The 22,115-nt window shown below is 67.9% G+C and carries 24 protein-coding genes; 15 read left to right on the forward strand and 9 right to left on the reverse strand.

The annotated features are described in order from the left end of the window. The first annotated feature begins 1 nt into the window (after nt 1). From ACXPWS_RS02255 to ACXPWS_RS02270, 4 genes are read left to right on the forward strand one after another with little or no spacing between them, the layout of a single operon-like run. Nucleotides 2–958 (forward strand): Rossmann-like and DUF2520 domain-containing protein, encoded by a 957-nt coding sequence (locus ACXPWS_RS02255; RefSeq protein ID WP_458710878.1) that lies wholly within the window; start codon nt 2–4, stop codon nt 956–958. Continuing rightward, nucleotides 955–1,890: a pantoate--beta-alanine ligase gene (gene panC, locus ACXPWS_RS02260; RefSeq protein WP_458710879.1), complete on the forward strand. Its 936-nt coding sequence runs from the start codon at nt 955–957 to the stop codon at nt 1,888–1,890. The genes ACXPWS_RS02255 and panC overlap by 4 nt, the downstream gene beginning before the upstream one ends. After that, complete coding sequence (panD, locus tag ACXPWS_RS02265; protein ID WP_458710880.1) at nt 1,890–2,297, forward strand: aspartate 1-decarboxylase; 408 nt, start codon at nt 1,890–1,892, stop codon at nt 2,295–2,297. The genes panC and panD overlap by 1 nt, the downstream gene beginning before the upstream one ends. Then, on the forward strand, nt 2,297–3,103 hold the full coding sequence (locus ACXPWS_RS02270) for a type III pantothenate kinase (RefSeq protein WP_458710881.1): 807 nt from the start codon (nt 2,297–2,299) through the stop codon (nt 3,101–3,103). Before panD ends, ACXPWS_RS02270 begins: the two co-directional genes overlap by 1 nt. Here ACXPWS_RS02270 and ACXPWS_RS02275 read toward each other — a convergent pair whose 3' ends face one another. After that, nucleotides 3,104–4,312 carry an alanine racemase gene (locus ACXPWS_RS02275; RefSeq protein ID WP_458710882.1) on the reverse strand — a complete coding sequence of 403 codons (1,209 nt, stop codon included), beginning with the start codon at nt 4,310–4,312 and terminating at the stop codon, nt 3,104–3,106. A 23-nt stretch (nt 4,313–4,335) separates the two neighbouring features. On the opposite strand from ACXPWS_RS02275, the gene lysS reads away from it, so the two are divergent. The 3 genes from lysS to clpC1 all read left to right on the forward strand — a co-directional run bounded on the left by lysS (nt 4,336) and on the right by clpC1 (nt 9,168). After that, entirely contained in the window at nt 4,336–5,871 is a 1,536-nt protein-coding gene (lysS, locus tag ACXPWS_RS02280) for a lysine--tRNA ligase (protein WP_458710883.1), read from the forward strand. 134 nt (nt 5,872–6,005) lie between these two features. Then, nucleotides 6,006–6,347, forward strand: a complete 342-nt coding sequence (gene lsr2 / locus ACXPWS_RS02285) for a histone-like nucleoid-structuring protein Lsr2 (protein WP_458710884.1) — start codon at nt 6,006–6,008, stop codon at nt 6,345–6,347. 298 nt (nt 6,348–6,645) lie between these two features. After that, nucleotides 6,646–9,168: an ATP-dependent protease ATP-binding subunit ClpC gene (gene clpC1, locus ACXPWS_RS02290; protein WP_458710885.1), complete on the forward strand. Its 2,523-nt coding sequence runs from the start codon at nt 6,646–6,648 to the stop codon at nt 9,166–9,168. Between the two features lie 57 nt (nt 9,169–9,225). Here clpC1 and ACXPWS_RS02295 read toward each other — a convergent pair whose 3' ends face one another. Then, nucleotides 9,226–10,206 carry an alpha/beta hydrolase gene (locus tag ACXPWS_RS02295; protein WP_458710886.1) on the reverse strand — a complete coding sequence of 327 codons (981 nt, stop codon included), beginning with the start codon at nt 10,204–10,206 and terminating at the stop codon, nt 9,226–9,228. Nucleotides 10,207–10,472: 266 nt separating this feature from the next. On the opposite strand from ACXPWS_RS02295, the gene ACXPWS_RS02300 reads away from it, so the two are divergent. The 3 genes from ACXPWS_RS02300 to ACXPWS_RS02310 are packed head-to-tail and all read left to right on the forward strand — an operon-like array spanning nt 10,473 to nt 12,068. Continuing rightward, nucleotides 10,473–10,688 carry a CbtB domain-containing protein gene (locus ACXPWS_RS02300; RefSeq protein ID WP_458710887.1) on the forward strand — a complete coding sequence of 72 codons (216 nt, stop codon included), beginning with the start codon at nt 10,473–10,475 and terminating at the stop codon, nt 10,686–10,688. 19 nt (nt 10,689–10,707) lie between these two features. Next, the gene (locus ACXPWS_RS02305; RefSeq protein ID WP_458710888.1) at nt 10,708–11,520 is read left to right on the forward strand and encodes a CbtA family protein; all 813 of its coding nucleotides are present in this window, start codon (nt 10,708–10,710) and stop codon (nt 11,518–11,520) included. Continuing rightward, complete coding sequence (locus ACXPWS_RS02310) at nt 11,517–12,068, forward strand: histidine phosphatase family protein (protein WP_458710889.1); 552 nt, start codon at nt 11,517–11,519, stop codon at nt 12,066–12,068. The genes ACXPWS_RS02305 and ACXPWS_RS02310 overlap by 4 nt, the downstream gene beginning before the upstream one ends. On the opposite strand, the gene ACXPWS_RS02315 is transcribed toward ACXPWS_RS02310, so the two are convergent. After that, nucleotides 12,065–13,429: a serine hydrolase gene (locus tag ACXPWS_RS02315; protein WP_458710890.1), complete on the reverse strand. Its 1,365-nt coding sequence runs from the start codon at nt 13,427–13,429 to the stop codon at nt 12,065–12,067. The genes ACXPWS_RS02310 and ACXPWS_RS02315 overlap by 4 nt on opposite strands. Next, nucleotides 13,404–13,721, reverse strand: a complete 318-nt coding sequence (mhuD, locus tag ACXPWS_RS02320) for a mycobilin-forming heme oxygenase MhuD (RefSeq protein WP_458710891.1) — start codon at nt 13,719–13,721, stop codon at nt 13,404–13,406. Before mhuD ends, ACXPWS_RS02315 begins: the two co-directional genes overlap by 26 nt. 41 nt (nt 13,722–13,762) lie before the next feature. Between mhuD and ACXPWS_RS02325 the strand changes: the two genes are divergently transcribed. Next, on the forward strand, nt 13,763–14,545 hold the full coding sequence (locus tag ACXPWS_RS02325; RefSeq protein WP_458710892.1) for an alpha/beta fold hydrolase: 783 nt from the start codon (nt 13,763–13,765) through the stop codon (nt 14,543–14,545). Here the strand turns inward: ACXPWS_RS02325 and ACXPWS_RS02330 are convergent. Then, nucleotides 14,519–14,773 (reverse strand): hypothetical protein, encoded by a 255-nt coding sequence (locus ACXPWS_RS02330; protein WP_458710893.1) that lies wholly within the window; start codon nt 14,771–14,773, stop codon nt 14,519–14,521. The genes ACXPWS_RS02325 and ACXPWS_RS02330 overlap by 27 nt on opposite strands. 72 nt (nt 14,774–14,845) lie before the next feature. On the opposite strand from ACXPWS_RS02330, the gene ACXPWS_RS02335 reads away from it, so the two are divergent. Continuing rightward, the gene (locus ACXPWS_RS02335; RefSeq protein ID WP_458710894.1) at nt 14,846–15,802 is read left to right on the forward strand and encodes a GlxA family transcriptional regulator; all 957 of its coding nucleotides are present in this window, start codon (nt 14,846–14,848) and stop codon (nt 15,800–15,802) included. Here the strand turns inward: ACXPWS_RS02335 and ACXPWS_RS02340 are convergent. Further along, nucleotides 15,799–16,716: an HhH-GPD family protein gene (locus ACXPWS_RS02340; RefSeq protein WP_458710895.1), complete on the reverse strand. Its 918-nt coding sequence runs from the start codon at nt 16,714–16,716 to the stop codon at nt 15,799–15,801. The two genes, ACXPWS_RS02335 and ACXPWS_RS02340, sit on opposite strands and share 4 nt — an antisense overlap. Between ACXPWS_RS02340 and ACXPWS_RS02345 the strand changes: the two genes are divergently transcribed. Then, nucleotides 16,715–17,338: a carbonic anhydrase gene (locus ACXPWS_RS02345; RefSeq protein WP_458710896.1), complete on the forward strand. Its 624-nt coding sequence runs from the start codon at nt 16,715–16,717 to the stop codon at nt 17,336–17,338. The genes ACXPWS_RS02340 and ACXPWS_RS02345 overlap by 2 nt on opposite strands. A gap of 59 nt (nt 17,339–17,397) precedes the next feature. Next, nucleotides 17,398–18,186: a hypothetical protein gene (locus tag ACXPWS_RS02350; RefSeq protein ID WP_458710897.1), complete on the forward strand. Its 789-nt coding sequence runs from the start codon at nt 17,398–17,400 to the stop codon at nt 18,184–18,186. Nucleotide 18,187: 1 nt separating this feature from the next. Here ACXPWS_RS02350 and disA read toward each other — a convergent pair whose 3' ends face one another. Genes disA through ACXPWS_RS02365 form a run of 3 tightly spaced genes read right to left on the reverse strand, consistent with a single transcriptional unit; the run spans nt 18,188 to nt 21,358 of the window. Beyond that, complete coding sequence (gene disA, locus ACXPWS_RS02355) at nt 18,188–19,267, reverse strand: DNA integrity scanning diadenylate cyclase DisA (RefSeq protein WP_458713381.1); 1,080 nt, start codon at nt 19,265–19,267, stop codon at nt 18,188–18,190. Between the two features lie 42 nt (nt 19,268–19,309). Continuing rightward, nucleotides 19,310–20,716, reverse strand: coding sequence for a DNA repair protein RadA (gene radA, locus ACXPWS_RS02360; protein WP_458710898.1), 1,407 nt, complete (start codon nt 20,714–20,716; stop codon nt 19,310–19,312). A 36-nt stretch (nt 20,717–20,752) separates the two neighbouring features. Continuing rightward, entirely contained in the window at nt 20,753–21,358 is a 606-nt protein-coding gene (locus tag ACXPWS_RS02365) for a hypothetical protein (protein WP_458710899.1), read from the reverse strand. Between the two features lie 263 nt (nt 21,359–21,621). On the opposite strand from ACXPWS_RS02365, the gene carD reads away from it, so the two are divergent. Then, nucleotides 21,622–22,110 (forward strand): RNA polymerase-binding transcription factor CarD, encoded by a 489-nt coding sequence (gene carD, locus ACXPWS_RS02370; protein ID WP_458710900.1) that lies wholly within the window; start codon nt 21,622–21,624, stop codon nt 22,108–22,110. Nucleotides 22,111–22,115: the final 5 nt, after the last annotated feature.

Here is a 22,115-nt window from a genome sequence, read left to right on the forward strand (position 1 = left end):
GATGGTGCAGTCCCCTTCGGCATCGGAGCCGCAGTGGGATCGTCCCGACGGGTTGCGCCCTGCCCGGCTGACGGTCGGTGTGGTGTCGGCGGGACGGGTCGGGTCCGCGCTCGGTGTGGCGCTGGAGCGGGCCGGCCACGTCGTGGTGGCCTGTAGCGCGATATCGCACGCCTCCCGGGACCGCGCGGCGCGGCGGCTTCCCGACACCGCGATCGTCCCGGTACAGGACGTCGCGGCCCGCGCCGAGCTGTTACTGCTCGCCGTGCCCGACTCCGAGCTGGCGGCGCTGGTCGCCGGACTGGCGGTCACCGGGGCGGTGCGGCCCGGCACCATCGTCGTGCACACCTCCGGTGCCAACGGTGTCGGCGTGCTCGCGCCGCTGACCGAGCAGGGTTGTATTCCGCTTGCGGTGCACCCGGCGATGACGTTCACCGGCGGCGACGAGGACATCGCCCGGCTGGCCGACACCTGCTTCGGTGTCACTGCCGCAGACGAGGTCGGTTACGCGGTGGCGCAGGCACTGGTGCTGGAGATCGGCGGCGAGCCGTTCCGGGTGCGTGAGGATGCGCGCACGCTCTACCACGCGGCTCTGGCGCACGCCAGCAACCACCTCGTCACCGTCGTGCTGGACTCCGTTGCGGCCCTTCGCAATGCGCTGCGCGGGCAGGAGCTGCTCGGCCAGGAGCTGGTCGGTGACGCACCCGGCGGTCTGGCCGAACGGATCGTCGGGCCGCTGGCCCGCGCATCCCTGGACAATGCCTTGCAGCGCGGCCAGGCCGCGCTCACCGGTCCGGTGGCCCGGGGTGACGCGGCCGCGGTGGCCGGGCATCTGCGGTCCCTGCTCGAGACCGATCCCGAACTGGCACAAGCCTATCGGGCAAATTCACTGCGCACCGCCCAGCGGGCGCACGCACCCGAGGATGTGTTCGACGTGCTCAGACGGGACGACAGGACGTGAACGCCACCAAATCGCCGGCTTTCACCGCTGGTGAGCTCAACGTCTACACCCGGCGCTCCGAGGTTGCCGGTGTGACGAGGGCGCTGCGGGCCACCGGCCGTCGGGTGACGCTGGTGCCCACGATGGGTGCACTGCACGACGGTCACCTCAGCCTGGTGCGTGCCGCCAAGCAGGTGCCCGGCGCGGTGGTGGTGGTGTCGATCTTCGTCAACCCGCTGCAGTTCGGGGCCGGCGAGGATCTCGAGGCCTACCCGCGCACCCTGGACGACGACCTCACGGCGCTGCGCGGGGAAGGGGTGGACGTGGTGTTCACCCCGAGTGCGGCCGAGATGTACCCGGACGGACCGCGCACCAGCGTGCATCCCGGTCCGCTCGGCGCCGAACTCGAAGGTGCTTCGCGCCCGACACATTTCGCCGGAATGTTGACGGTTGTGCTGAAGCTGCTGCAGATCGTGGGGCCGGACCGCGCCTATTTCGGCGAAAAGGATTACCAGCAACTGGTGCTGATCCGGCAGATGGCCGACGATCTGAACCTGGACACCCGCATCGTCGCGGTGCCGATCGTGCGGGAATCCGACGGGTTGGCCATGTCGTCGCGCAACCGCTATCTGAGCGAGAGTGACCGCGAGCAGGCGGGTGCGCTGTCCGCGGCGCTGCTGGCCGGAATGTACGGCGCCGGTGAAGGGGTGGCCTCGGCGCTGGATGCCGCCCGCGCGGTGCTCGACGAGGTGCCCGCGCTACAGGTGGACTATCTCGAGGTGCGCGACACCTGGCTGGGCCCGGCGCCGGCGCAGGGTAGGGCCCGGATGCTGGTCGCAGCCCGGCTCGGGGGCACCCGACTGCTGGACAACATCGCCATCGATATCGGTGTGCCATCGGGGCCCGGCCCCGACGTCGAGTACGACGAGCACGAATTGCCTTGGAGGAATTGATGTTACGGACCATGCTCAAATCGAAGATCCACCGCGCCACGGTGACGCACGCCGACCTGCACTATGTCGGCTCGGTGACCATCGACGCCGACTTGATGGACGCCGCCGACCTGCTGGAAGGGGAGCAGGTGACCATCGTCGATATCGACAATGGCAACCGGCTGGTCACCTACGCGATCACCGGCGACCGTGGCAGTGGCGTGATCGGGATCAACGGTGCGGCAGCACATCTGGTCCACCCCGGTGATCTGGTGATCCTGATCGCCTACGGCACCATGGAGGACGCGCAGGCCCGCGAGTATCAGCCGCGCATCGTGTTCGTGGATGCCGGCAACCGGCAGACCGACCTGGGCTCCGATCCGGCCTACGTTCCGGCCGACGCATCCGGCCTGATGTCGCCACGCTGATGCTGCTCGCGATCGACGTCCGCAACACCCACACCGTCGTCGGGCTGATCTCGGGAACCGGTGACCATGCCAAGGTGACGCAGACCTGGCGGATCCGGACGGAATCGGAGATCACCGCCGACGAATTGGCACTGACCATCGACGGGCTGATCGGCGATGCCACCGAGCAACTGACGGGCGCGACCGCGCTGTCCACGGTGCCCTCGGTGCTGCACGAGATCAGGCTCATGCTCGACCAGTACTGGCCGGCGATACCGCATGTGTTGATCGAGCCGGGGGTGCGCACCGGGATCCCGCTGCTGGTGGACAACCCCAAGGAGGTTGGAGCCGACCGGATCGTCAACTGCCTGGCGATGTTCCACAAGTTCGGCTCCGCCGCCATCGTGGTCGACTTCGGTTCCTCGATCTGTGTCGATGTGGTGTCGGCCAAGGGTGAGTTCCTCGGCGGCGCGATCGCCCCCGGTGTGCAGGTGTCCTCCGACGCCGCCGCGGCCCGCTCGGCGGCACTGCGCCGGGTCGAGCTGACCCGGCCGCGCTCGGTGATCGGGAAGAACACCGTGGAGTGCATGCAGGCCGGCGCGGTGTTCGGATTCGCCGGACTGGTCGACGGTTTGGTCAGTCGGATCCGTTCGGACGTCGAAGGTTTCGCCGGCAGCGATGTGGCGGTGGTCGCGACGGGACACTACGCGCCGCTGGTGCTGCCCGACCTGAACACGGTGCGGGACTACGAACCGAACCTGACCCTGGACGGTTTGCGGCTGGTGTACGAGCGCAATCGCGACAACCAGCGGCCGCGGCGCCCGTAACTAGAAGAACGTCCGAATCAGGTCGACCACCCGGTCCTGCTCGTCGAGCACCGGAATCAGCTGCCATTTGTCGAACGTGGTGCACGGATGTGAGACCCCGAACGCCAGCCAGTCGCCCACCTCGATGGCGTGGCCGCCCGGGTCGAGGTAGGCGTGCTGGTCGTTGAGTTTGGTGACGGTCGCCCCCGGCAGGTGCAGTGGGACCGGCAGGCCGGCATCGAAGGAGACATCGCGGCGGCCCATCGCGACCAGCGCGAGGCCGGGCTCGGGACGGGACAGCACCGGCGCCCACACCTGCAGTGCCGGGTGCAGCCGCAGCGGTGAGGTGCGCGCGTACAGCCCGTCGTCGTGGGTGAGATAGCACCCGCTGCGCAGGATCACCCGCCGGGCCGCCCCGGCGAGTTCGTCGGCGACCACATCGGGGTAGGTGCTGCCACCCGCGGTGACCATCACGTCGTCGGTCTCGAACAGGCCGGTCAGCCGGCTCACCGCGGCACGCATCCCGGCCAGGTAGGCGCGCACCTGCGCCGACGCCTGCGGGCCCACGTCTTGGGAGCGGGCGGCCTCGTAGCCGGCCACCCCGACCAACCGCAGCCGCGGCGCGGCCGCCGCAGCGCGGGCCACCTCGTCCACCTGCTCCGGGGTCCGGCAGCCGGTCCGGCCACCGGCCATCCCGACCTCGACGCAGACATCCAGCCTGCGGCCCGCGCCGGGCAGTGCGGCGCTCATCAGCGCCACGGCGGCCACCGAATCCACCCAGCAGACCGCGCTGAACTGCGGGTCGGCGTCCAGTTCGGCGGCCAGCCAGGCCAGCCCGGCGGCATCGACGAGCTCGTTGGCCAGCACGATGGCAGCCGCCCCGAAGGCGCGGTACACCCGGGCCTGGCTGATGGTGGCCACGGTGACCGCACACGCACCCGCGTCGGCCTGGCGGGCGAACAGCTGCGGCGACATATGGGTCTTGCCGTGCGGCGCCAGCAGTACGCCGCGGTCCCGGCACCACGTCGCCATGGCGGCGACGTTGTGGCGCAGCGCGCCGTCGCGCAGTACGCACAGCGGGCCGGTGGGGCCCGCGTCGAACAGCCCCGGCCCGGCCGCCAGCACCTGGGCCGCGGTGCGGTGCTGCCACGCCGTCGGGATGCCCTTGAAACGCCAGTCCAGCGGCTGCTCGTTCAGTGCCGCGAGCACAGCGTGCGACGACGGGTTCACGTGTTCATTTAAGCTGGCACGTCGTGAGTTCTTCTGATGTTCCAGCTCCGGCGGCGGCGAGTCCGACCGAGTCCGATGATATTCCCGAGCAGTACCGGATTCGCCAGGCCAAGCGTGCGCGTCTGCTGGCGGAAGGGCGCGATCCCTACCCCGTGCAGGTGGCCCGCACGCATTCGCTGGCCGAGTTGCGTGCGGCCTATCCGGACCTGGCGGTGGACACCCAGACCGGCGACAGCGTCGGGGTGGCCGCGCGGGTGGTGTTCGCGCGCAACTCGGGCAAGTTGTGCTTCGCCACGCTGCAGGACGGCGACGGCACGCAGCTCCAGGCGATGATCAGCCTTGCCGAGGTCGGCCAGGAATCGCTGGACGCGTGGAAGGCCGATGTCGATCTGGGTGACATCGTGTTCGTGCACGGTCAGGTGATCAGTTCCCGGCGCGGTGAATTGTCTGTGCTTGCCGATTCCTGGCAAATCGTGTCGAAGTCATTGCGGCCGCTGCCGGTGGCGCACAAGGAGATGAGCGAGGAGAGCCGGGTCCGGCAGCGCTATGTCGACCTGATCGTGCGGCCGGAAGCCCGCACCATCGCCCGCCAGCGCGTCGCCGTGGTGCGGGCGGTGCGCTCGGCGCTGGAACGCCGGGACTTCCTCGAGGTCGAGACGCCCATGCTGCAGACGCTGGCCGGCGGGGCGGCGGCCCGGCCGTTCGTCACGCACTCGAATGCCCTCGATACCGATCTGTACCTGCGGATCGCGCCGGAGTTGTTCCTGAAACGATGCCTGGTCGGCGGTTTCGAGAAGGTCTTCGAGTTGAATCGTAACTTTCGAAACGAAGGCGCCGATTCCACCCATTCGCCGGAATTCGCGATGCTGGAGACATATCAGGCCTACGGCACCTACGACGATTCTGCGAAGGTCACCCGGGAAATAATTCAGGAAGTGGCCGACGAGGCGATCGGCACCAGGGCGGTGCCGCTGCCGGATGGCAGCACCTACGACCTCGACGGCGAATGGCAGACGCTGCAAATGTACCCGTCGCTGTCCGAGGCGCTGGGCGAGGAGATCACGCCCGAGACGGGCGTAGAGTTGCTGTGGTCTATTGCGGATCGGCTCGGCTTGGAGATTCCGACCGATCGCGGCTACGGACACGGAAAACTCGTCGAGGAACTGTGGGAGCACGCAGTCGGCGACAAGCTGTGGGCGCCCACGTTCGTGCGCGATTTCCCAGTCGAGACGACCCCGCTGACCCGCGCTCACCGCAGCATTCCCGGCGTTACCGAGAAATGGGATCTCTATATCCGGAAATTCGAATTGGCCACGGGTTACTCCGAACTCATCGATCCGGTGATTCAGCGTGCGCGGTTCGAAGACCAGGCCCGCGCGGCCGCGGCCGGTGATGACGAGGCAATGCGCCTGGACGAGGATTTTCTCGCCGCATTGGAGTACGCGATGCCGCCCACAACGGGCACCGGAATGGGTATCGACCGGTTGTTGATGGCATTGACGGGACTGTCGATTCGGGAGACCGTTTTGTTCCCGATTGTGCGCAGACAAGGAAACTGATCACGTCGCCGCTTGGGCGAGCGGAGCGAAGGGTTATGTAAGGACGTTGTTGAATGAATTCCGATCCTATGCAAATATTGCATTGGGGATCGGGATGCGAACTACAGCGGCCACAGAAGGGTCAGTGTGAGCTAATGGCGAAGAAAGTAACCGTCACGTTGGTTGACGATTTCGACGGTGAGGCGGCAGCCGATGAGACCGTCGAATTCGCTCTCGACGGGGTGAGCTACGAGATCGACCTTTCTTCGAAGAACGCGGCGAAGCTCCGGCACGACCTCAAGCAGTGGGTCGAGGCGGGCCGCCGGGTCGGGGGCCGTCGCCGCGGCCGGTCGGCCGGTTCGGGCCGAGGTCGTGCCGCGATCGACCGTGAGCAGAGCGCTGCCATCCGGGAGTGGGCGCGGCGCAACGGCCACAATGTCTCCACCCGCGGGCGCATCCCCGCCGAAGTCATCGACGCTTTCCACGCGGCAACCTAACCGGTTGTTGCCGGCGGCCTTGGGTCGCCCTTTCGCTACGGGCGAACCGAAATCGGCGTCGCGAGGGAAACCTTGGGTACCCCGTGGGCGTTGTCTCAGGTACACGCAGCCGTACCGGGCGTGTGGCGGCTTTCGCAGCTTGTCCGTCGCGCGCCGATGTGCCCAGCGGTGTGGCGGCGTTCTCCGAAAGCGCAACCAAGGCAACGCGCCCGTAGGCACCGCCCATTAGAGTGGAGCGCAGGCGCCGTGTGTCCGCAGCGCAAGCCGCGCCCTATGTGAGGAAGAGCAGGTAAGACCGATGTTCGAGAGATTTACCGACCGTGCCCGCAGGGTCGTCGTCCTGGCGCAAGAAGAAGCCCGGATGCTCAACCACAACTACATCGGCACCGAGCACATCCTGCTGGGCCTCATTCACGAAGGCGAAGGCGTCGCCGCCAAGTCGCTGGAGTCGCTCGGCATCTCCCTGGAGGGCGTGCGCAGCCAGGTCGAGGAGATCATCGGCCAGGGCCAGCAGGCCCCGTCCGGTCACATCCCCTTCACCCCGCGCGCCAAGAAGGTCCTCGAGCTGAGCCTGCGCGAGGCGCTGCAGCTCGGCCACAACTACATCGGCACCGAGCACATCCTGCTGGGCCTGATCCGGGAGGGCGAGGGCGTCGCCGCCCAGGTCCTGGTGAAGCTGGGCGCCGAACTGACGCGGGTGCGCCAGCAGGTCATCCAGCTGCTGAGCGGCTATCAGGGCAAGGAGGCCGCCGAGGCCGGCACGGGTGGCCGTGGTGGCGAGTCCGGCAACCCGTCGACCTCGCTGGTGCTCGACCAGTTCGGCCGCAACCTCACCGCCGCCGCGATGGAGGGCAAGCTCGACCCCGTCATCGGCCGCGAGAAGGAAATCGAGCGGGTCATGCAGGTGCTGTCCCGCCGTACCAAGAACAACCCGGTGCTGATCGGTGAGCCCGGCGTCGGCAAGACCGCCGTCGTGGAGGGCCTGGCGCAGGCCATCGTGCACGGCGAGGTGCCCGAGACGCTGAAGGACAAGCAGCTCTACACCCTGGATCTGGGTTCGCTGGTCGCAGGCAGCCGCTACCGCGGTGACTTCGAGGAACGCCTGAAGAAGGTGCTCAAGGAGATCAACACCCGCGGCGACATCATCCTGTTCATCGACGAGCTGCACACGCTGGTCGGTGCGGGTGCCGCCGAGGGTGCCATCGACGCGGCCTCGATCCTGAAGCCGAAACTGGCCCGCGGCGAGCTGCAGACCATCGGTGCGACCACGCTCGACGAGTACCGCAAGTACATCGAGAAGGACGCCGCCCTGGAGCGCCGGTTCCAGCCGGTGCAGGTCGGTGAGCCGACCGTCGAGCACACCATCGAGATCCTCAAGGGACTGCGCGACAGGTACGAGGCGCACCACCGGGTGTCCATCACCGACGGTGCCCTGGTGGCGGCGGCCACGCTGGCAGACCGCTACATCAACGACCGGTTCCTGCCGGACAAGGCGATCGACCTCATCGACGAGGCGGGCGCGCGGATGCGCATCCGCCGGATGACCGCACCGCCGGACCTGCGCGAGTTCGACGAGAAGATCGCCGATGCCCGCCGGGAAAAGGAATCCGCGATCGACGCGCAGGACTTCGAGAAGGCGGCCCGGCTGCGAGACTCGGAGAAGCAGCTCGTCGCCCAGCGCGCCGAGCGAGAGAAGCAGTGGCGTTCGGGCGATCTCGACGTGGTCGCCGAAGTCGACGACGAGCAGATCGCAGAGGTGCTCGGCAACTGGACCGGTATCCCCGTGTTCAAGCTGACCGAGGCCGAGACCACCCGCCTGCTGCGCATGGAAGACGAACTGCACAAGCGGATCATCGGCCAGTTCGACGCCGTCAAGGCGGTCTCCAAGGCCATCCGGCGTACCCGCGCCGGCCTGAAGGACCCCAAGCGCCCGTCGGGCTCGTTCATCTTCGCCGGCCCGTCCGGTGTCGGTAAGACCGAGCTGTCCAAGGCGCTGGCCGAATTCCTGTTCGGCGACGACGATGCGCTCATCCAGATCGACATGGGCGAGTTCCACGACCGCTTCACCGCGTCGCGGCTGTTCGGTGCCCCTCCGGGGTACGTCGGCTACGAAGAGGGCGGCCAGCTCACCGAGAAGGTGCGCCGCAAGCCGTTCTCCGTGGTTCTCTTCGACGAGATCGAGAAGGCGCACCAGGAGATCTACAACACCCTGCTGCAGGTCCTCGAAGACGGCCGCCTGACCGACGGTCAGGGTCGCACGGTCGACTTCAAGAACACCGTGCTGATCTTCACCTCGAACCTGGGCACCTCGGATATCTCCAAGGCGGTCGGCCTGGGCTTCACCCAAGGTGGCGGTGAGAACAACTACGAGCGGATGAAGCTCAAGGTCAACGACGAGCTGAAGAAGCACTTCCGGCCGGAGTTCCTCAACCGTATCGACGACATCATCGTCTTCCACCAGCTCACCCAGGACGAGATCGTCCAGATGGTGGAACTGATGATCGGCCGGGTGGGCAAGCAGCTCAAGGCCAAGGACATGTCGATGGAGCTGACCGATCAGGCCAAGGCGCTGCTGGCCAAGCGCGGCTTCGACCCGGTGCTGGGTGCCCGGCCGTTGCGCCGGACCATCCAGCGCGAGATCGAGGACGCCTTGAGCGAGAAGATCCTGTTCGACGAGGTCGGGCCGGGCCAGATCGTCACCGTCGATGTCGAAGGCTGGGACGGCGAGGGGACCGGCGAGAACGCCAAGTTCACCTTCGCCGGCCGACCGAAGGAGACCGGTTCGGCCGAGGCCGACCTGGCCGCCACGGCAGCCGAATAGCGCAAGCACGACAATGGCGCCCCGCGGAAGCGGGGCGCCATTGTCGTTGTCTGCGGTCTACCGGACGCCGAGAGCCGGGCCGACGGTCGTGCTCCAGGACTCCTGCATCTCCGATTCGAACAGGCCCCAGGTGTGGGAACCGTCGGGCCGGACGACATAGGTGACCGGCACGCCGGCAGCGCCCGCGGCGTCGGCGAAGGCCTTGGTGCTGTCGGCGACGATCCGCTCGATCAGCCCGCCGGTGAAGTTGGGCCCGAAGCCTTCCGGCAGCCGGTCCACCGATCCGACGTTGCCCGAGGCGGACGCGGCCACGTAGATGGCGGTGCCCTTCAATGCCCCGACGTTGCGGGTCGGGTCGTGCTGGATCCACAGCGGTCCGCCGCCGGGACCCCACATGTTGTCCGCGCTCAGGCCGCCGCCCATCAGCGTGATGCCCACCTGCTGCGGGTCGGCCGACGGATTGAGCATGCCGCTGTAGGAGGCGACTGCGCGGAACAGGCCGGGCGCCTGTACGGCGTAGTCGACGGCGGTGCCGCCGGTGCTGGACAGGCCGCCGACGGCGTTGCGGCCGTTGGTGTTGTACTGCTTGTTGATCAGCGGCGGCAGTTCCTGGGTCATGTAGGTCTGGTACTGCTTGTCGCCGTCGTTGACCCAGTTGGTCCACCAGCTGAACTGACCGCCCAGCGGGGAGACCACATTGACGTTCTTGTTGGCGAAGAAGCCCTGGATATCGGTCATGCCGAACCACGACTTGGCGCCGGGAGCGAAGTTGCCGCCCGGATCCAGGTTGTCGCCGCCGTCGATGCCGGGCAGCAGGTAGAAGGTCGGCGCCCCCGAAGAGCGCGCTTTGAACACGTCGTTGACGACGACCTTGTTCATCGCCGGGGAGAACACCGAGACCTTGTCCCAGCGGTCGCTGACGTGCTCGATTCCGGTGATGTGGGGGCCGTCGGCGGCCGCGGTGGGCGTGGTGATGAACGGCAGCACGACCAACAATGCGATGGCACACGTTCGAACACGGCGTATGAGTTGGGTCACGGGGAGAGTATGTGGTTGGACAACTGCTCAGGCAACACATAGCAACGAAACCTCCAGGTGCCTTTTTGCGTGTTCAAGAACTTGGTCTTTACGACGTATCTCCGGGTCCGGTGCACGGATGGGGTGTGGTCGGCATAACATGCATGCTGTAATCGACGGACGAGGAATCTGGTGTAACTCCAGAACGGTCGCGCCACTGTGAAAGTCAGACCCGACATCCGTCAACAGCTCGGCAACTGGGACGCGTGATCCCGAAAGGACTGGACATGACTTCTGCAGAGGCACCCAAGACCCGGGTACCCGCGATCGACCTCTCCGCCGCCCGCGCGGTGGTGTGGCTGTCGGCGACCGCCTTCCTGGCACTTCTGGTGCTGTACTTCGTCGGAATGGACCAGGGCGCCACCTCGGTGTTCGGTAACAACACCTACGTGCACGAGTTCGTCCACGACGCTCGGCACCTGCTCGGTTTCCCCTGCCACTGAATCAGGCAACCGACAAACAATGGAAAAGCAGATCATCGGGCGCGGCATTCTTGCCGGCGCCCTGGCGGGTGTGCTCGCCTTCGTCTTCGCCAAGATCTTCATCGAGCCGGTGATCGGCCGCGCGATCGACTTCGAGGACGGCGTCGGCGCCGCCCGCGAGTCGATCGAGGGCCACTCGCACGGCGGCCATGAACACGGTGTCGAACTGTTCACCCGCGGGGTGCAGTCGAGTATCGGCATGGGCTTCGGCGTGCTGGCCTTCAGCGTGGCGATGGGCGCGCTGCTGGCCGTCGTCTTCTGCCTGACCTACGGCCGTGCGGCCAACCTGTCCGCACGGGCGCTGGCGGCCTTGATCGCGGCCGCGGCACTGCTGTCGGTATGGGTGGTGCCGGCCCTGAAATACCCGCCAAGCCCGCCGGCGACCAGCCTGGACGAGACGATCAGACAGCGCACGCTGCTCTACCTTCTGGTGGTCGTGCTCTCGGTCGCCCTGTTCGTCGGTTCGGTGTTGCTCGGACGCCGGCTGGCGCCCCGGTTCGGGGTCTGGAACGCCACCCTGATCGGTGCCGCCGACTACGTCGTCTCGATGGCGGTGGTGTTCCTCATCCTGCCCGCCATCCACGAGACCCCCGGTCCGGTCACCGACGCCGCGGGCACGATCATCTTCCCCGGTTTCGCCGCGGACGATCTCTACCAGTTCCGGCTCTACTCGCTGGGCACGCAGGTCGTCATGTGGGCAACCATCGGTCTGGTGTTCGGCGCGCTGGCGTCGCGACTGCTCGACGGTAAGCGCGCGGGCGCCGATATTCCGGGGGCCAGTCTCCCCACGTGAGTGAAGTCGTCCGGCTGACCCTGGTGTCACATGCCATGACCGACGCCATGGCAGCCGGGCGATTCCCCATCGACGAGCCGCTCAACGCCCTCGGGCGACGTCAGGCCGACGGCGCCGTCGACCTCGGTCCGGTGGACATCGCGGTGCGTGGCCCGGAGAAGCGAGCGGCGCAGACCGCCGAGCATCTGGGCTTGCACGCCGGCGTCGAACCGGCGCTGGCCGACCTGGATTGCGGCCGGTGGCGTGGTGACGTGCTGGGCGGCGTCGATCCGGCGGATCTGGCGGTGTGGCTCACCGATCCGGCCCGCGCGCCGCACGGCGGCGAGGCGGTCGTCGAGCTGATCGCCCGGGTGGCGCTGTGGTTGGAGAGCCTGACGGCGGTGCATGCCCGGGTGGTGGCCGTCACGCACCCTGCGGTCATCCGTGCGGCGATCCTGAACGTGTTGGATGCGCCGCCGAAGTCGTTCTGGCGCTTGGACATCGCGCCGTTGAGCCGTACCGTCATGCACTTTCGCGGGCACGCCTGGACGGTGCGTTCGCAGCCCTAGGCCTGGTGTGCCAGCGCCCACATCTGCTTGATGACGGTCATCAGCCAGCCTGCCGTCCGGGTGCTGTAGAAACGCGGCCAATTGGTTTGCAGGCTCAGCACCCAGGGCTGGCCCGCCCGGTCGACCGCATACCAGCTGAAGGTGAGCTCGCCGGGCAGGTTTCCGGCCTTGGCGCCGATATACGGCCATTCGGTGCGGTCCAGATCGATACCAGGGATGAACGACAGGATGTCGCGGATCGGTGCGCCCGCGCCGACCGCCGCGGTCTGCAGGGCGGCGTGCACGCGGCAGATGTCCTCTGCGCTGCCGTACCACTCCGCACCGTATGCCGACGCGGGGGAGTGGGTGCGCAACGGATCGGGTTCGTAGGGGCGGGTGCTGGTCTGCTGCAGCAGTTCGCCCCGGACCTTCGCATCGGCGTGCTGCCACTGCGCGCGCAGATCGGGTTCGCCCCAGCCGATCGAGAAGATCTCGTGCATGGTCGGGAACGGCGTCATGCTTGCCGGATCGTGGTGCCCGGCCTTGGCCAGTGCGCGTTCGACCGCCCCCGGGCCCAGTTTCCCGATCAGCAGGTCGGTGGCCATGTTGTCGCTGGTGGCGATCATCTTCCCGGCGGCGTCGCGCACCGAGATCTGGGAGCCCGGCGGAAGTTTGTCGAAACCCGACGAGCCGAGCTTCTTGGCCTCGGCGGTGATCGTCAGCCGATCGTCCCAATTCAGCGTGCCCGCCTTGATGGCGTCGACCACCGCATACAGCACGTACAACTTGAAAATCGAGGCCAGCGGCAGGGATTCGGTGGTGTTGGAACCCGCCACCTTGACGCACTTGCCGTCGTTCACCTTGGACAGCTGGTAGGCGTACCGTGCCCCGGTCTTGGCGAGCACCGCGTCCACGTCGGACCAATTATGCAGGGCCAGAGGCTGATTGGTCACCGTCATGCGGTCGACCAGGGTGCTGGTGTCATCGGTGCGCAGCTCGATGTCCTGACGGGCACCGTAGGACGTCACCACGTGCAGGTTGGCGAATCCCGCGCCGATGTCGACTCCGGCCAGCGTGTAGGGCCGGTCGTACCACATCTGGTCCATGGTGGTGCCGATGTCGTCCACCTGGGCGGGCACGGCCAGCGTCTTGACCCCGACGGGGCCGATCGGCCAGTCCGAGTTGAGCATGTCCATCAGCTGTTTGGCCCGCACACCCGGCGGGGTGTTGGTCTTGATGACCGCGTCACCCGCATTGGCGGGCGGTGTACTGCTCGGCGCGCAACCGCCGAGCGATGCGGTGGCGAGGGCGAGGGTGCCGATCAGTGCCGCGAGCCGGCGGGCCGCCCCGGCACCGTCAGGACGAGGTGCCGGTCCCCGCAACGTCCAACACAACCTCGAACTCCAGCAGTGACGCGCCGGTGGCGACCGGGTTCTTCTGCTGTCCGGCGTGCGCTTCCACGGCTGGCCCGCTGGCCCAGGCCTGGAATGCCTCATCGGACTCCCACTGCGTCACCACGAAATAGCGGTTCTCGCCCTTGACCGGGCGCAGCAGCTGGAAGCCCAGGAAGCCGGGCTGGTTGTCGACGGCGTGCGCGCGGTGCGCGAACCGCTTCTCCAGTTCGGGGCCTGCGTCGGGCGGGACCTCGATGGCGTTGATCTTCACGACGGGCATGGGCTCAGATTACCCGGATGCCCGCGCGGCAGGATGGCGGCATGCGCAGCGCACTTCTGACTGCCAGGGGCGGTCCCGCCGATTCGGCCGGTGGCCCGTTGGTCCTGGTGCACGGACTGATGGGACGCGGCACCACGTGGTCCCGTCAGCTGCCGTGGCTGACCCGCTTCGGACCGGTGTACACCTATGACGCCCCGTGGCACCGGGGCCGCGACGTCGCGGACCCGTACCCGGTCAGCACCGAGCGGTTCGTGGCGGACCTGGCCGATGCGGTGGCCGAACTGGGCCGGCCGGCGACGCTGATCGGGCACTCGATGGGTGGGCTGCACTCCTGGTGCCTGGCGGCGGTGCGCCCCGATCTGGTGACCGCGGTCGTGGTGGAGGACATGGCGCCCGATTTCAGGGGCCGCACCACCGGTGCGTGGGAACCCTGGCTGCACGCGCTGCCGGTCGAGTTCGGTTCGGCCCGACAGGTCTACGACGAGTTCGGGCCGGTCGCCGGGCAGTACTTTCTGGACGCTTTCGACCGGACGGAATCGGGGTGGCGCCTGCACGGTCACGCCGACCGGTGGATCGAGATCGCCGCGCAGTGGGGCACCCGCGACTACTGGGAGCAGTGGCATGCGGTGCGGGTGCCGGTGTTGCTTCTGGAGGCCGGTGGCACGGTTGCACCGCCCGGGCAGATGGAACTGATGCGGGACACCGGGCACCGCGCGGCGTACCTGCGGGTGCCCGGCTCCGGCCATCTGATCCACGACGACGCACCCGAGGAATACCGGGCGGCCGTCGAGTCGTTCCTAACGACGCTCGCCCAGCACGCCTGAGGACGGCCAGGCGGGAGCCTGTTCGAAGCGGCTGCGGATCGCGGCCACATCGTGTTGGATGCGGGCGGTGTCGGGATCGGTGTCGAACAGCCGGTCCCAGGCGGAGTCGGGCACACGGAACTGGTCGACGTGCAGTCGCAGGATGTGTGATCGGTTGGCCACCCAACCCAGTGTGATGGCCAGGGCGAACGGAGCCAGCAGGATGAGGATTGCAAGGGCGACGGTCATGGCAGTAATTATTCGGAAGGCTATATACAGCCGAACAGTGGCAGGGCTGCCTCCGTTGGATAAGATGCTGCCATGATCAAAAGCGTGTCGGCGATGGTGCTGAACGGCCTTGCGGTTTTCGAGTTCGGGGTGATCTGCGAGGTCTTCGGGATAGACCGGTCCGACGACGGGGTGCCCAACTTCGACTTCAAGATCTGCGGGCCGGTCGCCGGTCAACCCCTGCGCACCTCGGTGGGCGCCCAGATCACCCCGGACCACGACTTCTCCGCCCTCGTCGGCGCGGACTTGGTGGCCGTGCCCGCCGTCAGTACCCAGTACGGGGGCTATCCGGAAGAGGCCCTGGAGGCGCTGCGCGCGGCCGAGGCGGCCGGTTCGATCATCCTGACCGTGTGCTCGGGGGCCTTCGTCGTCGGGGCGGCGGGCCTGCTGGACGGCCGGCCGTGCACCACGCACTGGATGCACGCCGACGAGCTCGCCCGGATGTATCCGACCGCACGGGTGGATCGCAACGTGCTCTTCGTCGACGACGGCAACCTGATCACCAGCGCCGGGACCGCGGCGGGCATCGACGCCTGCCTGCATCTGGTCCGGCGGGAGATGGGCAGTGAGGTCACCAACAAGATCGCCCGCCGGATGGTGGTGCCGCCCCAGCGTGACGGCGGGCAGCGTCAGTACATCGATCAGCCCATCCCGATCCGGTGTTCGGAAGGTTTTGCCCCGCAATTGGATTGGATCCTGACGCACCTGAAGGAGCCGCACACGGTGGCCACCCTGGCGGCCCGGGCCAGCATGTCGGCGCGCACTTTCGCCCGCCGGTTCGTCGAGGAGACCGGCACCACCCCCATGCAGTGGGTGACCGATCAGCGGGTGCTCTACGCCCGCCGGCTGCTGGAGGAGACCGATCTGGACATCGACCGCGTCGCCGACCGGTCGGGGTTCGGCACGGCCACCCTGCTGCGCCACCATTTCCGCCGTGTCATCGGCGTGACACCGTCGGACTACCGGCGCAGCTTCGCGCGCGCGTCCTAGCCTTCGCCGCCCTCACCGGCCAGCGCGAACAACCCGGCGGCGGTCTGCTCCACCAACCCGTCTACCAGCAGTGAGTCAAGGGCGCGGTCGCGCTGCGCGGTGTCCGACAGCCAGGCGACATCCAACTCGGCCCGGGTGACCGCCCGGGTGCTGGCGCGCAGCACGTCCAGCAGCCTGCCGCGCACCTGGCGATCGGTGCCCGCGTACTTCTGCACCCGTCGGGCCGGGGCATCGGCGGCCGGGTAGCCGGCGGTGCGCCACCGGCACACGGTGAGCGGGCACAACCCGCACTTGGGTCCGCGCGCGGTGCACACGATCGCCCCCAGTTCCATCAGTGCCGCCGAAAACCGTTGTGCCGCAACATCGTCTTCGGGGAGGAGGGCGTCCACATCGGCGAGATCGCGGGCCCGGGCCGGAGCTTCGTCGCGGCCGTGCACGGCCCGGGACAGCACCCTGCGCACGTTGGTGTCCACCACCGGCACCCGCTTGCCGTAGGCGAAACACGCGACCGCCCGTGCGGTGTAGGCCCCGATCCCCGGCAGCGTCAGCAAGGTCTCGACATCGTCGGGCACCACATCGTCATGGTCGGCGGCAATGGCCACCGCGCACTCGTGCAGGCGCTTGGCCCGGCGCGGATAGCCCAGCTTGCCCCAGGCGCGCAGTACGTCGGCCGGGCCGGCGGCGGCCGTCGCCGACGGTGTCGGCCAGCGCGCGATCCAGTCCAGCCAGATCGGCTCGACCCGGGACACCGGTGTCTGCTGCAGCATGAACTCGCTGACCAGGATCTGCCACGCCGTGACGCCCGGACGGCGCCACGGCAGGTCCCGCTCGGCATGGCCGAACCAGGTGATCAATGCGGCCGAGTCGATGGCCGGCCCGACGAACTCGGTGGGCTCGGGCAGAATGTCGGTCATGCCCAACTCGAACCCGATATCAGCGTGGAAGGCACTCAAAGAGGGTAACGAGCGCTTCGTCGCAGGTAAGCCCGAGCATCCCAGCCAAGGTGTCGCACATCGCGCCAGCCTGGCCGCCGCCCAGCGGCCGACCGCGGTGGTGTTCGGCTGCGGTGACAGCCGAGTGGCCGCCGAACTGATCTTCGACCAGGGCCTGGGCGACATGTTCGTGGTCCGCACCGCCGGGCACGTCATCGACTCCGCGGTGCTCGGGTCCATCGAGTACGCCGTGGTGGTGCTCAACGTCCCGCTGATCGCGGTGCTGGGTCACGACAGCTGCGGCGCGGTGAATGCCACGCTGACGGCGCTGGACGAGGGCGCGATCCCCGGCGGCTACATCCGCGACATCGTCGAGCGCGTCATGCCGTCGATCCTGCTGGGCCGCCGCGACGGACTCACCAGAGTGGACGAGTTCGAAGCCAGGCACGTCACCGAGACGGGTGCCCAGTTGATGGCGCGCTCGACCGCCATCGCCGAACGGGTGAACGCGGGCACGCTGGCGATCGTCGGGCTCACCTATCACCTGTCCGACGGCCGGGTGGTGCTGCGCGACCACCTGGGCGATATCGGCGAACAAACCTGAGACCGACACGCCGGGCCGCCTCGGACCTCGGGGGGTGACCTCGGCTTACCGTTGAGTTCGTGCTAGACGTAGAACCGCATGGTGGACCCACACCGAGCCAGATCTACCGGCGGCGCCGTATCGCGGCGATCGGGATCGGGGTCCTCGTGCTGGCCCTGGTCGTCGGCATCATCGCGATCGTGGTGGCAAACAGCACCAGCTCAGGGACGCCGACCGCGGACAAGACCGCGGCGACCGGCAGCCAGGCCGCACCGCCGCCGCTGCCCGGTGAAACCCCCGGGGTGAAGACGCCGGTGGTCCCCGCACAACAGGTCCCGCCCCCCACGCCGACCCCGACGGCGGCGGTGACCCCGCCCCCCGTTCTCAAGGAGGGCGACGATTGCCCCGATTCGACACTGGCGGTCAAGGGCATCACCAGCGCCCCGGACTTTGTGATGGGCGATCAGCCGAAGTTCACCATGGTCGTCACCAACATCGGACTGGTGGCGTGCAAACGCGACGTGGGTGCCGCGGTGCTGTCGGCCTACGTGTACTCGCTGGACAACAAGCGCCTCTGGTCCAACCTGGATTGCGCCCCGTCCAACGAGACGCTGGTGAAGACCTTCAACCCGGGTGAGCAGGTGACCACCGAGGTCACCTGGACCGGTATGGGCTCCGCGCCGAACTGCCCGCTGCCTCGCGAGCCGATCGGCCCTGGCACCTACAACCTGCTGGTGCAGCTGGGCAATCTGCGGTCTGCGCCGGTGCCGTTCATCCTGGCCGAGTCCAAGCCCGCCGATCCGGCGGCCCCGCCCGCGGAACCGGCGCCTCCGGCCGAACCCGCCCCCGCGCCGGCACCGGGCGGATAAGTCAGGCCAGCTGGTCGGCGATCGTCGACTCGGCCAGCTGGGACAGGCCCTCGCGGATATGCCTGGCCCACATCGAGCCGATACCGTCCACCGACTGCAGATCGCTGGCGCTGGCAGCCAGTACGCCCTGCAGTGAGCCGAAGGACCGCACCAACAGGTCGACATGGGCGAACTGCAGCCGCGGAATGCCTGCCATCGCCCGGTACCCGCGCGAGCTCATCGCCGAATCCTGCGCTTCCACCGTCGACGGGTAACCGAAAACCCTTGCCAGAGCGGTGAAGTCGAGCAGTTCGTTATCCGAAAGGGCATCCAGTTCCTCCAGCGTGGCAGAAACCTGGGCGGCGCTCGGCGGATCCGGGTTGGCGTGATAGTCCCGCACGATCAGTTCACGGGCGGTGCCGTTGTCGCCGACCAGCTCCTCCAGCTGCAGCTGCAACTGGCGGCCGTCGGTGCCCAACTCGACCACGTCCGCATCGATCTCCAAGCTGATCCGGCGCACCATCTCCAGGCGCTGCACCACCGTCATGACATCGCGCAGCGTGACGAAGTCTTCGATCTCGGCCGTCGAGAGCTGACGGTTGACCTCGTCCAGGCGGGACTTGTAGCGCTCCAGGGTGGCGATGGTCTGGTTGGCCCGGGACAGGATGGTGGGGGTGTCCGGGACGACGTGACGTTCCCCCGCGACGTACACGGTGACGATGCTCATCGAATGGCTGACCGAGATCACCGGGTAACCGGTCTGCACGGCGGTGCGCTCGGCCGAGCGGTGCCGGGTACCGGATTCCTCGGTGGGGATGGACGGGTCCGGCACCAGTTGCACGTTGGCGCGCAGGATCCGGGTGCCGTCGCTGGACAGGACGACCGCACCGTCCATCTTCGACAGCTCCCGCAGCCGGGTGGGCGCATAACGGACGTCCAGGGAGAAGCCGCCGTCGCAGATGGCCTCCACGCTGTCGTCGTAGCCGAGCAGGATCAGCGCGCCGGTGCGGCCGCGCAGGATCCGCTCCAGGCCGTCGCGAAGGTCGGTGCCGGGGGCCAGCCGCCCCAGGGTCTCGCGCAGCGTCGGGCGCGCCAGATGCACCACCGTGCGGCTGGACCTGGGCTTCACCGCCATCGTGCCTCCTTATCGGCCTTGTCGGCCGCCATTGTCCGTGATGGACTTCAGAACCCGCAATGCCTCGCCGATGTTGCCCGCGGTGGTGATGCGCAGCCCGGCCGGCACGTCGGTGACCCCGGGCGGCACCACGGCGTGCCCGAAACCCAGCCGGGCGGCCTCGGCCAGCCGCCGCTCCATCCCGCTGACCCGGCGCAGATCGCCGGCCAGCCCCACCTCGCCGATGGCGACCACGGTGGACGGAACGGGCAGGTTGGTCTGGGCCGAGGCGATGGCCAGCGCGACCGCCAGATCCGAGGACGGGTCCGTCAGCCGCATCCCGCCGACGGTGGACAGATAGATGTCGTTGCCGGCCAGCCGTAGCCCGGCCCGCTTCTCCAGCACGGCGGTGATCATCGCGGCCCGGGCGGAGTCGATACCGCTGACCGCGCGCCGCGGGGTGCCCTGGGCGGCATTGCCGATCAGCGCCTGTACCTCGCCGAGCATCGGTCGTTTGCCGTCCATCGTCACCGTCACCGCGGTGCCCGGCACCGGGGCCGGCCGCTCATCCCGGAACAGTCCGGACGGGTCGGCCACACCTTCGATTCCGTTGTCGCGCAACAGAAAACAACCGACCTCATCGGAAGCGCCGAAGCGGTTCTTCACGCCGCGCACCATCCGGAGTGCCGACGCCCGGTCGCCCTCGAAATGCAACACGACATCGACCAGGTGTTCCAGTGAGCGCGGTCCGGCGATCGCGCCGTCCTTGGTGACGTGCCCGACCAGCAGCAGGGACAGACCGTCGGGCCCGGCGGCCTTGGCATAGGAGGTGAGCGCCGTGGTGACCGCCCGGACCTGAGTGACGCCGCCGGTCACCCCTTCGGCTTCGGTGGTGGACATGGTCTGCACCGAATCGACGACCACCAGGCTGGGCCGGACCGCCTCGATGTGGCCGAGTGAGGTCTGCAGGTCGGATTCTGACGCCAGGTACATCTCGTCGTGGGTGCACCCGGTCCGTTCGGCCCGCAGCCGGATCTGCCCGGCAGATTCCTCGCCGGACAGGTAGAGCGCGCGCTTGCCGGCGCGGGCCCACCGGTGTGCCACCTCGAGCAGGAGGGTGGACTTGCCGACACCGGGATCGCCGGCCAGCAGCGTCACCGAGCCGGGCACCAGGCCACCGCCCAGCACCCGGTCCAGTTCGCCGACGCCGGTGGGCAGGTGCCGCGTGATGCCCGGATCGATGGAGGTGATGGGCACCGCAGGCGATGCCGGGACGACCGCGCGGCGCAGGGACTTCCCGTCCAGCGAGCTCAGCGCGGCGACCTCGTTGACCGTGCCCCAGGTGCCACAGTCCGCGCACCGGCCGACCCATTTCGTCGAGACATGGTTGCACTCGGAACACCGGAATTGCGAACGTACTTTCGAAGCCACTCTCAAACGGTAGCCGCCGTGGGCGACAGATCCGTCAGATCGTCAGTGGTGTCCGCCCGTGTCGGATTCGGCGCCCTCGGCGGCCTTCTCGGTGCCCGCGTTGGGCTCTCCGTCGCGGCGCGGCGTCTCACCGGCCGAGATGGGCACGGCGACCGTGGTCTGGCCGGACTTCTCGAAGTTGAAGGTGAAGTGATAGGTGAGCCCGTTGGTGATGGGCTTGGTCAGACCGACCTCGGCCTTGACGGCGTCGGCACGCTCGGCCGCGTCGAGCGGTTTGAGCTGCCCGTCGGGCTCACCGACCACCAGCACGCCACCGGCCGGAACGGTGCCGTCACCGGTCAGGCTGACCTCGCCGACATCCGAGGTGATCGACACCAGCTTGTCGTTGGTATCCGGGGAGTTGTTCGCGGCGACCAGCAGCAGTTCGATGACGCTGCCGGGCTGCACGTAGTCACCGGTCTGCGGCGCGCGCAGATGGACGTTGCGCAGCGCGATGGAGCCAGCGGTGCCGGCCGAACCGTTGACCGCCGCTTCCTGGGTCGCGGTCTGGGAAGACTGGCCGGCGCTGCAGCCCGTCAGCGCGACGCTGGCCACGGCCGCGCAGGCGGCGAGCCCGATGACGGATGCCTTGAAAGCTTTTGCAGCCACGGGAGCCTCCTGCTCGGCCTTTGCTTGATTGAGCTGTGCAACTCAACTATGCACAGTAGTAGGTCGGCTTTGGCGGCGGTAGCGGAGGGCCGGGAAGTGCCGATCGGGTCTCCGTGGGAGGCCGGTGAAACGTTGCGCTGTTGCACGTAATGGCCACCGTGTCAACCCCTAGTCTTCACCTGCTATGCCCCTGACCTGCATAGTTGATCCCCGCGTGCCGAGGCCCCGTGCTAAGATTGAGAAGTGAAAGGGGCTCTAATCTGATGATTTTCAAGGTCGGAGACACCGTCGTCTATCCACACCACGGTGCTGCATTGATCGATGCGATCGAAACCCGCACCATCAAAGGCGAACAGCGAGAGTACCTCGTCTTGAAGGTCGCCCAGGGGGATCTCACCGTTCGAGTCCCAGCAGACAATGCCGAATACGTGGGCGTGCGTGACGTCGTGGGTCAGGAAGGCCTGGACAAGGTGTTCCAGGTGCTGCGCGCTCCGCATACCGAGGAGCCGACCAACTGGTCGCGCCGTTACAAGGCAAATCTGGAGAAGCTGGCTTCCGGTGACGTGAACAAGGTGGCCGAGGTCGTTCGCGACCTGTGGCGCCGGGACCAGGAACGCGGGCTGTCCGCCGGCGAGAAGCGGATGCTGGCCAAGGCACGCCAGATTCTGGTGGGTGAGCTCGCATTGGCCGAGAACACCGATCAGGAGAAGGCCGACATCATTCTCGACGAGGTGCTGGCCGCAGCTTCCTAGTCGTT

Source organism: Mycobacterium sp. BMJ-28, assembly GCF_054404835.1.

What these genes read in the sequence shown, in the direction of transcription:
- ACXPWS_RS02255 (WP_458710878.1), top strand. Translation starts at nt 2, where the DNA reads ATGGTGCAGTCCCCTTCGGCATCGGAGCCGCAGTGGGATCGTCCCGAC.
- panD (WP_458710880.1), top strand. Translation starts at nt 1,890, where the DNA reads ATGTTACGGACCATGCTCAAATCGAAGATCCACCGCGCCACGGTGACG.
- ACXPWS_RS02270 (WP_458710881.1), top strand. Translation starts at nt 2,297, where the DNA reads ATGCTGCTCGCGATCGACGTCCGCAACACCCACACCGTCGTCGGGCTG.
- lsr2 (WP_458710884.1), top strand. Translation starts at nt 6,006, where the DNA reads ATGGCGAAGAAAGTAACCGTCACGTTGGTTGACGATTTCGACGGTGAG.
- clpC1 (WP_458710885.1), top strand. Translation starts at nt 6,646, where the DNA reads ATGTTCGAGAGATTTACCGACCGTGCCCGCAGGGTCGTCGTCCTGGCG.
- ACXPWS_RS02300 (WP_458710887.1), top strand. Translation starts at nt 10,473, where the DNA reads ATGACTTCTGCAGAGGCACCCAAGACCCGGGTACCCGCGATCGACCTC.
- ACXPWS_RS02305 (WP_458710888.1), top strand. Translation starts at nt 10,708, where the DNA reads ATGGAAAAGCAGATCATCGGGCGCGGCATTCTTGCCGGCGCCCTGGCG.
- mhuD (WP_458710891.1), bottom strand. Translation starts at nt 13,721, where the DNA reads ATGCCCGTCGTGAAGATCAACGCCATCGAGGTCCCGCCCGACGCAGGC.
- ACXPWS_RS02325 (WP_458710892.1), top strand. Translation starts at nt 13,763, where the DNA reads ATGCGCAGCGCACTTCTGACTGCCAGGGGCGGTCCCGCCGATTCGGCC.
- ACXPWS_RS02330 (WP_458710893.1), bottom strand. Translation starts at nt 14,773, where the DNA reads ATGACCGTCGCCCTTGCAATCCTCATCCTGCTGGCTCCGTTCGCCCTG.
- ACXPWS_RS02335 (WP_458710894.1), top strand. Translation starts at nt 14,846, where the DNA reads ATGATCAAAAGCGTGTCGGCGATGGTGCTGAACGGCCTTGCGGTTTTC.
- ACXPWS_RS02345 (WP_458710896.1), top strand. Translation starts at nt 16,715, where the DNA reads ATGCCCAACTCGAACCCGATATCAGCGTGGAAGGCACTCAAAGAGGGT.
- ACXPWS_RS02340 (WP_458710895.1), bottom strand. Translation starts at nt 16,716, where the DNA reads ATGACCGACATTCTGCCCGAGCCCACCGAGTTCGTCGGGCCGGCCATC.
- carD (WP_458710900.1), top strand. Translation starts at nt 21,622, where the DNA reads ATGATTTTCAAGGTCGGAGACACCGTCGTCTATCCACACCACGGTGCT.